This window comes from Acidovorax sp. CCYZU-2555 (assembly GCF_018413525.1).
Classification (GTDB): domain Bacteria; phylum Pseudomonadota; class Gammaproteobacteria; order Burkholderiales; family Burkholderiaceae_C; genus Comamonas.
Genome location: NZ_JAHCDD010000077.1, coordinates 19235 through 27871 on the forward strand (window position 1 = coordinate 19235; position 8637 = coordinate 27871).

Here is an 8637-nt window from a genome sequence, read left to right on the forward strand (position 1 = left end):
GCTCAGATCACCAGTTTCGAATAGCCCACGCCCCCGCCCTTTTCCACCCGGATCTGCGCGGGAATGCGCTGCTTGAGCGCCTCGACATGGCTGATGATGCCGATCATCTTGCCGCTGGCGTTGAGCGCATCGAGCGCCGTGAGCGCGACTTCGAGCGTATCGCCGTCGAGCGTGCCAAAGCCTTCGTCGAGAAACAGCGAGTCGATCGACGTCTTGCGGCTCACCAGGTCGGACAGCGCCAGGGCCAGCGCCAGGCTCACCAGGAACGACTCGCCGCCCGACAGCGTGCGCGTGTCGCGCGCCACATCGCCCTGCCAGCTGTCGACAATGTCCATCTCCAGCGCGCCCGTGGGCTTGCGCACCAGCAGATAGCGGCCATGCAGGCGCAACAGATGGCGGTTGGCCAGATTGAGCAGGTGGTCCAGCGTCAGCCCCTGGGCGAACTTGCGGAACTTGTCGCCCTTGGCCGAGCCTATCAGGCCGTCGAGGTGCTGCCACAGGTCGCTGTCCTTGGCGTGCAGCGCGATCTGCGCGAACAGCGCCTGCTGGCCGGCGCGCCGCTGCGCATCGTCGTGCAGACGCGCGCCGCCCGCGCCGCGCTGCGCGCCCAGTTGCGCGCGTTCCTCTTCCAGCGACTGCAGGCGCTGCAGCACCAAATCGGGCGCCTCGTCGGTCAAGGCCTGGGCCTTCAGCTGCGCATGGCGTTCGCGCGCCGCGGCCTGCAAGGTGCGCTGTTGTTGCTGCGCTTGCTGCAGCCGCTGCTGCAGCGCGGCGAGTTGCGCGCGCTCGGCGGGCGGCAGCAGCGCCTGCAGATAGGACTCCTCGTCGGCAAAGGCGCTGGACTGCAGCGCCTGCTGCCACGCGGCGGCGCCGTCGGCGGCTTCGGCGGTTTGTGCATCCAGCGTGGCCTGCGCCTGCAGCGCCTGGCCTTGCAGGCTGGCGAGCTGCTGCGCGCCCTGCTCCATCAGCGCCAGGCATTCGGCGAGATCCTGGGCCAGGGCCGGCACCGGCCCCGTGGCCAGCGCTTCCTGTTCGCGCCAGCGCTGCTGCCACAACAGCGCCTGGCTTTGCGCCGCGTCGCACAGCGGCTGCTGCTGGGCCATGGCCTGCGCGAGCTGCTGCAGCCGCGCTTCGCCGGCCTGCCATTGCTGCCAGGCGGCTTGCTGGCTCTGCAGCCATTGCGCGGCCGCGTCGGCTGCGGGCAGCGCGGCATGGCCGGCGTCGGCCAGCGACGCCTGCAGCTGCGCTTCCAGCGCCGCGCGCGCCTGGGCCAGGCCTTGCAATGCCACCTGAGCGTCCTGGGCGCGCGCCGTCAATTCCTGCAGCGTCTGCTGCGCCAGCGCATGGTCGCTGCGCGCCGTGAGCAGCGCGCGTTCGGCCTGGCCCGCCTGGTCCTTGGCATCGCGCAGCGCGCGCTCGGCGCGCTCCACGGCCTGCAGCGCCGCGCCCAGCGCACCCAGCGCCTGCGCGCATTGCGCCTGCGACTGCGCCAGTTGATCGGGCTGCTGCCAGCCGTCTTCAGCGGGCGCGAGCTCTGCGGGCAGTTGCGCGCACAGCGCGGCCCAGGCCTGGGACCAGCGCCCCGCGATATCGCCGTCCAGCACCGCGCGCTGCGCCTGCAAGGCGCGCTGCGTGCCTTCGATGCGCGCCAGCGCTTCGGTCGCGGCTTCGCCCTGCTGGCGCAGCGCGTCGCGTTCGCCGCGCCGCTGGGCCAGCTGCTGGCGCGTGGCCGAGGCATCGAGTGCCTGGTAGCTCGCCACCGCCGGGTGTTCCAGCGCTCCGCACAGCGGGCAGGCTTCGCCGGGCTGCAGCGCCTGGCGGTGCTCGGCCAGGCTCTGAATGAGCTGCTCGCGCTCTAACAGCTGCTCCAGTCCCGTGACCAGTTCGTTCGTGAGCTTCCACTGGCTGCGCAGCTGGGCACGCGTGCCGCTTTGCGCCTGCAACTGATCGGTCGCGGCGCGCTCCTGCTGCTGCAGCGTGCGCAGCTGCTGCTCCAGCCCCTGGCGCTCCTGCGCACGTTCCTGCAGGCCTTGCCAGCCATGGGCTTGCGCCTGCAGCTGCTGCCAGCGCGCGCGCAGCGCGGCGCTGTCGCCCTGGCCGTCGAGCAAGGACTGCAGCGCGCTGGACGCCGCCTGGGCCGCAGCGTCGGCATCGGTCTGGGCCTGCAGCGCGGGGGCGATGCGCGCCGCCTTCGCCGTGGCCTGCTGCCGGGCGCGTTCCACCTGCTGCTGCAGCAAGTTCTCGCCCTGCTGCTGCGCACCCTGTTGCTGCAGCAGTTCGGCGCGCTGCGCGAATTGCTGGCGCCAGCCGCTGAGCCGTTCGCCGAGCCGGGCCTGGGAAGAATGCGTTGCGCGGTACTGCTGCAAGGTCTGCAGCTCGGCCGCCATGCGCGCCAGCTGCTGCTGCGCGCTGTCGGCCGCCTGCGCCGCCAGCTGCCGGGCCTGGCCGTGGCGGTGGGCCTGAGCGCTGCGCAATTGCTGTTGCGCCAGCGCCAGCTGGCCTTGCCGCGCCTGGCTTTCGCCGCGCGCGGCCAGCGCGCGCTGCCATGCCAGATGCAAGGGCTGCAAGGCCTGGGCCGGCGCGCTCAGCGCAAGGCGCTGCAGTTCGGGCCCGGCATGCGCCAGCGCTTCGTCGGCCTGGGCGCAGGCGCTGTCCGCGGCCTGCAGCGCCGCATCGGCATGGGCCAGTTGCTGCAGCCATTGCTGCTGCGACTGCGCGAGGCCATGGGCTTGGTGCACTTCGGCCAGCGCCTCCTGCAGGCGCTGGTCGTCGGCCAATAGCGCCGCACGCTCGTCGTCGGACAGCAGTTGCACGCCATCGGCCTGGGCCTGGTGGCGCGCCAGCGTCTGGCGCGCTTCGCGCGCGCTTTCAAACACGCCCGCGGAGATGTCGCCATAGATTTCCGTGCCCGTGAGTTCCTCGAGCAGCTCGGCGCGTTCGTTCGCGCTGGCCGTGAGAAACGCCGCGAAGCCGCCCTGGGCCAGCAGCATGGACTTGGTGAAGCGCGCGAAGTCAAGGCCGGTGATCGCCGCGACGCGCTTGAGCTTGTCGTTGCTCTGGCTGCTCAGAATCTGGCCTTCGCGCGTGGCGAGCTCCACCTTGGGCGCCTGCAGCGCGCCGTCGACGCGGTCGCGCGCGCGCCGTTGGCTCCAGTAGGCGCGGTAATGCTTGCCCTGGACTTCGAATTCCACTTCGGCCAGGCAGTCGGTCGTGTGGCGCGTCATCAAGTCGTTGGCCGACGCGCTGAGGCTGCTCAGGCGCGGAGTCTCGTGGTACAGCGCGACGCAGATCGCGTCGAGCAGCGTCGACTTGCCCGCGCCCGTGGGGCCGGTGATCGCGAACAGGCTGCTTTCGGTGAACGGCGCCTGGGTGAAATCGATCTTCCACTCGCCCTTGAGCGAGTTGAGGTTCTTGAAGCGCAAGCTGTTGATCTTCATGCTGCATGCCCCTCGCCCGCGGCCTGTATGCGCGCGACCACGCTGCGATAGCGCTCGCTGAGCGCGTGCTGCAGCTCGGGCGTCAGCGTTTCCTCGGCCAGGCGGCGCGCGAACACTTCGTCGGGCGTGAGTTCATCCAGCGACTCGCGGCCCTGGGCCGTGAGCTGCGCGGCCTGCGGCCCGCGCTGGCGCTTGATGCGCAGCGTCTCGACCGGCAAACCTTGCAGCAGCGCCTCGACCCGGCCCGCGAGATCATCGAGATAGTCGTCGTCCTGCACCGTGACTTCGAGCCACACCGGGCGCTCGCCGCTGCCCGCGGCGGCGGCCGCCGTCAGCAAGGCCGGCAAGCCCGCAAGGCTGGCGCTGACCGCGGCCAGCGGCTGGAACACCGGCACCGGCAAGGCCGTCACGGCCTGCAGGCCGGGCTCGCCCAGATCGACCAGCAGCACCTGCTTGGTCTGGCGCGCTTCATCGAAACCCAGCGCAATCGGCGAGCCGCAATAGCGGATATGTTCCAGGCCGCCGACTTTCTGCGGCTTGTGGATATGGCCCAGCGCGATGTAGTCGGCCGCGGGAAATGCGTTGGTGGGAAACGCTTCGAGCGCGCCCACATAGATTTCGCGCACCGACTCGTTGCTGCTCGCGCCCACCGTGGTCAGATGGCCGGTGGCAATGATGGGCAGCGTGCGCCCCAGCGAGGCCTGCAGTTGCGCCTGCAGCGCGAGCGCCTGCGCATATACCGTCTGGTAGGTTTCCTGGATGGCCGACTGCAGCGCCTGCTGCTTTTCTTGCGCGGTCTGCCCGGCCTGGCTTTGCACCACATCGCGCGCACGAATGAAAGGCAGGGCGCAGACGATGCAGCCGGGCTCGCCGCTGCGCAGCGGCAGCGTCACGACATGCGCATCCAGCGCACCCACGGCAGCGACCACCGTGGTGTTGAGGCAGGCCAGCAGCGAAAGGTTTTCTTCGAGCACGCTGACCGAGTCGTGGTTGCCGCCCAGCAGCAGCAAGGCCACGCCGGCCGCATGCAGGCGCGCGACCAGCTGGCTGTAGAGCGTGCGCGCATAGCTGGGCGGCGCGCCGGTGTCGAAGATATCGCCGGCGATCAGCACCGCATCCACGGACTGGGCCTGGACCTGATCAAGCAGCCAGGCGATCAGCGCCTGGTGCTCGGCCTCGCGGGTCTTGCCCATGAAATGCTGGCCCAGATGCCAGTCGGAAGTATGAAGAATGCGCATAGGCCCCTATTCTCCTACCCCCGAACCTGGGGCGCGGCGGTTTTTAGCCGCTAAAACCCGCCATTGCGCAGCCCCAGGCCTCAGAAACGCTTCATGCCCGTGCCCTTGACGATATCGGCCCAGCGCTGCGTATCGGCCTTGACCATTTTTTCGGTGTCGGCCTGGCTGGTGCCCAGCACCTGGAAGCCGCCTTCGCCCAGCGTGCTCCTGACCTGGGCATCGCCCATGACGTCGACGATGGCCGTATTGAGCGTGGCGACGATGGCGCGCGGCGTTCCCGCGGGCACGAAGAACGCGATCCAGGACGAGAAGTTGACCTTGGGCAGGCCGGCCTCGGCAAAGGTCGCAACCTCGGGCATCAGGCTGCTGCGCTGACCGGCCGTGGTCGCGAGCGCGCGCATCTTGCCGCCGTTGACCTGGGCCATGCCCAGCGCCGTGGTCACGAAAGCGGCTTCGGCGTCGCCCGCGACAATCGCCGTGATGGCGTCGCCGGTCGAGCGGTAGTGGATGGCTTCGATCTTGAAACCGCCCTGGGTCGCGAACAGCTCGGCGCCGAAATGCCCGGGCGTGCCCGCGCCGAAGGTCGCGAAGTTGACCTTGCCCTGGCGCGCCTTCATGCCGCTCACCAGCTCCTCCACCGTCTTGTAGGGCGACTGCACCGGCACGACCAGCAGGAAGTTGGCGCGTGCGACTTCGGACACCGCGACCAGCTCCTTGAGCGGATCGTAGCGCAGATTCTCGAACGCCGATGGCGCGATGCTGATCGAGCCGACTTCGGCGAGCAGCACGTTGTAGCCGTCGGCCGGGCTCTTGGTTGCGAGCTGCACCGCGATCTGCCCGCCCGCGCCCGTGCGGTTTTCCACCGTGACCGGCTGCTTGAGCTTTTCTGCAAGCTTGATGCTGACCACTCGCGCCACCACATCGGGCGCCGTTCCCGGCGGAAAGCCCACGCTGACCTTGACGGCGCGGTCGGGATAGCCCTGGGCGAACGCCAGGCCCGCGGGCAGCGCCGTCAGCAGGCCGGCGGCAGTCAGCGTGAGCACGCCGCGGCGGCTGGGCGCAAAGGAGGAAGATGGGATGGTTTTCATGTCTCGTCTTATGGTTGGTTTTATCGGTGCTGCCGCTTGCGCGCCAGCGTTCACACAGGCAACTGGATCTCGTCGCCGAAAGGCTCGAGCTGGCGGCCCACGCCCCCGGGCCAGCTTTGTGCAATGGCCTGGGCATCCCAGCCGCCGTCGCGGTAGGCGACACGCACTTCCGCGGGCTGGGACCACAGCGACAGCTTGTCGCCGCCAATGCCTATGCACTGGCCGGTGATCTGCGCGGCCTGCTGCGAGGCCAGGAACACCAGCAGCGGCGCCACGTCTGCGGGCGTTCCCAGGCCCAGCCCCTGGCGCAGCGATGCGGGCAAGGGCTCGCCGCGTTCGGCGGCCTGGGCATAGGGCATCAGCGCGGGAATGCTGGCGACCATCTGCGTCATGGCCACGGGAACGATGGCGTTGACGGTGATGTGGGCGCGCGCGCATTCGGTTGCCCAGGTGCGCGCCATGGCCGCGATGCCGGCCTTGGCCGCCGCATAGTTGCCCTGGCCGAACTTGCCGCGCTGGCCCGAAATGGAACTCACCAGCACCACGCGCCCGCCCTGGCCTTGCGCGCGCATCTGGCGCACCGCGGCGCGCGCACAGGTGAAGCTGCCGCGCAAGTGCGTCTGCGTCACCAGATCGAACTCCTCGTCCGACATGTTCCACAGCACGCGGTCGCGCAAGATGCCGGCGTTGGTGCACAGGATGTCCAGCCGCCCGAAGCGCTCCACGGCGCGCGCCACCAGCCGGTCCGCGGCCTCGGCCGTGCCCACGGCGACCACCTCGGCCACGGCTTGGCCGCCTTCGGCTTCTATCAGCGCGACCGCGCGCGCCGCCGCCTCGGCGTCCACGTCGTTGATCACCACGCCCGCCCCGGCGCGCGCCAGCGCGCGTGCAAACGCCAGGCCCAGGCCGCGCCCGCTGCCGGTCACGATGGCCGACTGGCCCGTCAAATCCATGCTGTTTTCGTTCATTGCTGTCTCCTCAACGTCCCGTGAAGCGCGCTGCGCGCTTTTCCATGAACGCGCGTGGTCCTTCACGCGCATCCTCCGAAGCCATCACCAGGCGCTTGGCCTCGTTCTCGATCGCATAGCCTGCATCCAGCGCCAGTCCGCTGGTCGCGCGCACGGTGCGCTTGACGGCCTGCACGGCCAGCGGCCCGTTGGCCGCGATGCGCTGGGCCAGCGCCAGCGCGCGCGGCAGCACTTCGGCCGCGGGCACGACATGGTTGATCAGGCCCAGGCGCTGGGCCTGGGCCGCATCGACCGGCTCGCCCGTCAGCAGGAACTCCATGGCCAGCGCATGCGGAATCTGGCGCGTGAGCCGCACCAGCGAGCCCGCAAACGGAATCACGCCGCGGCGCACTTCGGGCAGGCCGAACTGCGCGTGCTCGGCGGCGATGCGGATATCGGTGCCCAGCAGCATTTCCATGCCGCCGGCCAGGCAGGCGCCGTTGATTGCGGCGATCAGCGGCTTGTCGAGCGGAAAATCACGCAGCGACGAGGCGGCCATCACGAACGGCTCGTGCAGCACGCGAAAATCCCAGGCATCGGCCGCATGCCTATCGCCGCTGATCAGCGGCAGCATCGTGGCCAGATCGCCGCCCGCGCAGAACGCCTTGTCGCCCGCGCCCGTCAGAATGCCTACGCGCAGTTCGGGGTCGGCGGCGAAGTCGCGCAGCGCATCGGCGAAACGGCACACCAGTTCGGGCGTGAGCGCATTGCGCGCCGCGGGCCGGTTCAAGGTGAACGTGGCAATCGCGCCCGACTTCTCGTACAGCAGGGGCAGCACGGCTTCAGTCATGGTGGCTTTCCTCCTGCGCCAGCGCGGCGATCAGGCCGTCGCGCAGATCGAACTTCTTCACCTTGCCGCTGGGCGTGAGCGGGTACTCGTCGACGAAACGTATGTACTTGGGCAGCTTGTGCCGGCCGATGTTGGCGCGGCAATACGCCTGGACCGCGTCTTCGTCGAGCGCATGGCCTGCGCGGCGCTGGATGAAAGCCGCCGACTCCTCGCCCATGTAGGCGTCGGGAATGCCCACCACCTGGGCCTGCTTGATCGCCGGGTGGCGCATCAGAAAGCTCTCCACTTCAGCGGGATAGACGTTCTCGCCGCCGCGGATGATCATGTCCTTGATGCGCCCGGCGATGCGGATGTAGCCCTCGCCGTCCATGGTCGCCAGATCGCCGCTGTGCAGCCAGCCCTGCGCGTCTATGGCCAGCGCGGTCTTGTCGGGCATACGGTAATAGCCTTTCATCACGCCAAAGCCCTTGATCAGCAGTTCGCCGACCTGGCCCAGCACCACGGGCTGGTTGTCGGCGTCGACGATCTGCACGGAAATATGCGCCAGCGGCTTGCCCACCGTCGCCGACTTGAGCTCAAAGCTGTCCGTGGCGGGCGTGCCGGTCACCATGGGGCTGGCCTCGGTCATGCCGAAGCCGATCACCGGGTCGGCGCCGAACTGCCTTTTGACCTGCTCCAGCAGCGGCACGGGAATGGGCGTTCCGCCCGACAGCACCAGCCGCAGGCTGCGCGTATCGAATTCGCCGGCCTGCGGGTGCTGCAGCATGGCGATCAGCATCGTCGGCACGCCGTGCAGGATGGTCGCGCGCTCACTAGCGACCAGCTGCAGCAGTTTGAGCGGCTCGAACTGTATGGCCTTGACCAGCGTGCCGCCATGGCTCAGCAGGCCCAGCACGTCGACCACATTGCCCGCCGTGTGAAAGAACGGCATGGCGCTCACCATGCGGTCGCCCGCGCGAAAGCCCGCGCGCGCGCCGAACAGCCGGGCGTTGTTGAGCGTGCCGCGGTGCGTGATCATCGCGCCCTTGGGCGCGCCCGTGGTGCCGCTGGTGAACTGGATCTGCGACACATCATCGG

The 8637-nt window shown here is 69.4% G+C and carries 6 protein-coding genes; all 6 read right to left on the reverse strand.

From position 1 onward, the window contains the following. Positions 1 to 2: 2 nt before the first annotated feature. Entirely contained in the window at positions 3 to 3437 is a 3435-nt protein-coding gene (locus KHY18_RS22020) for an AAA family ATPase (protein WP_213304966.1), read from the reverse strand. Continuing rightward, entirely contained in the window at positions 3434 to 4675 is a 1242-nt protein-coding gene (gene sbcD / locus KHY18_RS22025) for an exonuclease subunit SbcD (protein ID WP_213304969.1), read from the reverse strand. Before sbcD ends, KHY18_RS22020 begins: the two co-directional genes overlap by 4 nt. 80 nt (positions 4676 to 4755) lie before the next feature. After that, positions 4756 to 5763 (reverse strand): Bug family tripartite tricarboxylate transporter substrate binding protein, encoded by a 1008-nt coding sequence (locus KHY18_RS22030; RefSeq protein WP_213304971.1) that lies wholly within the window; start codon positions 5761 to 5763, stop codon positions 4756 to 4758. 50 nt (positions 5764 to 5813) lie between these two features. Further along, positions 5814 to 6731 (reverse strand): SDR family NAD(P)-dependent oxidoreductase, encoded by a 918-nt coding sequence (locus KHY18_RS22035; RefSeq protein WP_249729302.1) that lies wholly within the window; start codon positions 6729 to 6731, stop codon positions 5814 to 5816. Between the two features lie 10 nt (positions 6732 to 6741). After that, entirely contained in the window at positions 6742 to 7560 is an 819-nt protein-coding gene (locus KHY18_RS22040) for an enoyl-CoA hydratase-related protein (RefSeq protein WP_213304973.1), read from the reverse strand. Further along, positions 7553 to 8637, reverse strand: a 1085-nt coding sequence (locus KHY18_RS22045) for an AMP-binding protein (RefSeq protein ID WP_213304975.1), incomplete at its 5' end; no start/stop codon positions are given. The genes KHY18_RS22040 and KHY18_RS22045, both read right to left, overlap by 8 nt.

Bases quoted from the DNA above. Each gene is read 5' to 3' on its own strand.
- KHY18_RS22040 (WP_213304973.1), bottom strand. From the start codon at position 7,560: ATGACTGAAGCCGTGCTGCCCCTGCTGTACGAGAAGTCGGGCGCGATT.
- KHY18_RS22020 (WP_213304966.1), bottom strand. From the start codon at position 3,437: ATGAAGATCAACAGCTTGCGCTTCAAGAACCTCAACTCGCTCAAGGGC.
- sbcD (WP_213304969.1), bottom strand. From the start codon at position 4,675: ATGCGCATTCTTCATACTTCCGACTGGCATCTGGGCCAGCATTTCATG.
- KHY18_RS22030 (WP_213304971.1), bottom strand. From the start codon at position 5,763: ATGAAAACCATCCCATCTTCCTCCTTTGCGCCCAGCCGCCGCGGCGTG.
- KHY18_RS22035 (WP_249729302.1), bottom strand. From the start codon at position 6,731: ATGAACGAAAACAGCATGGATTTGACGGGCCAGTCGGCCATCGTGACC.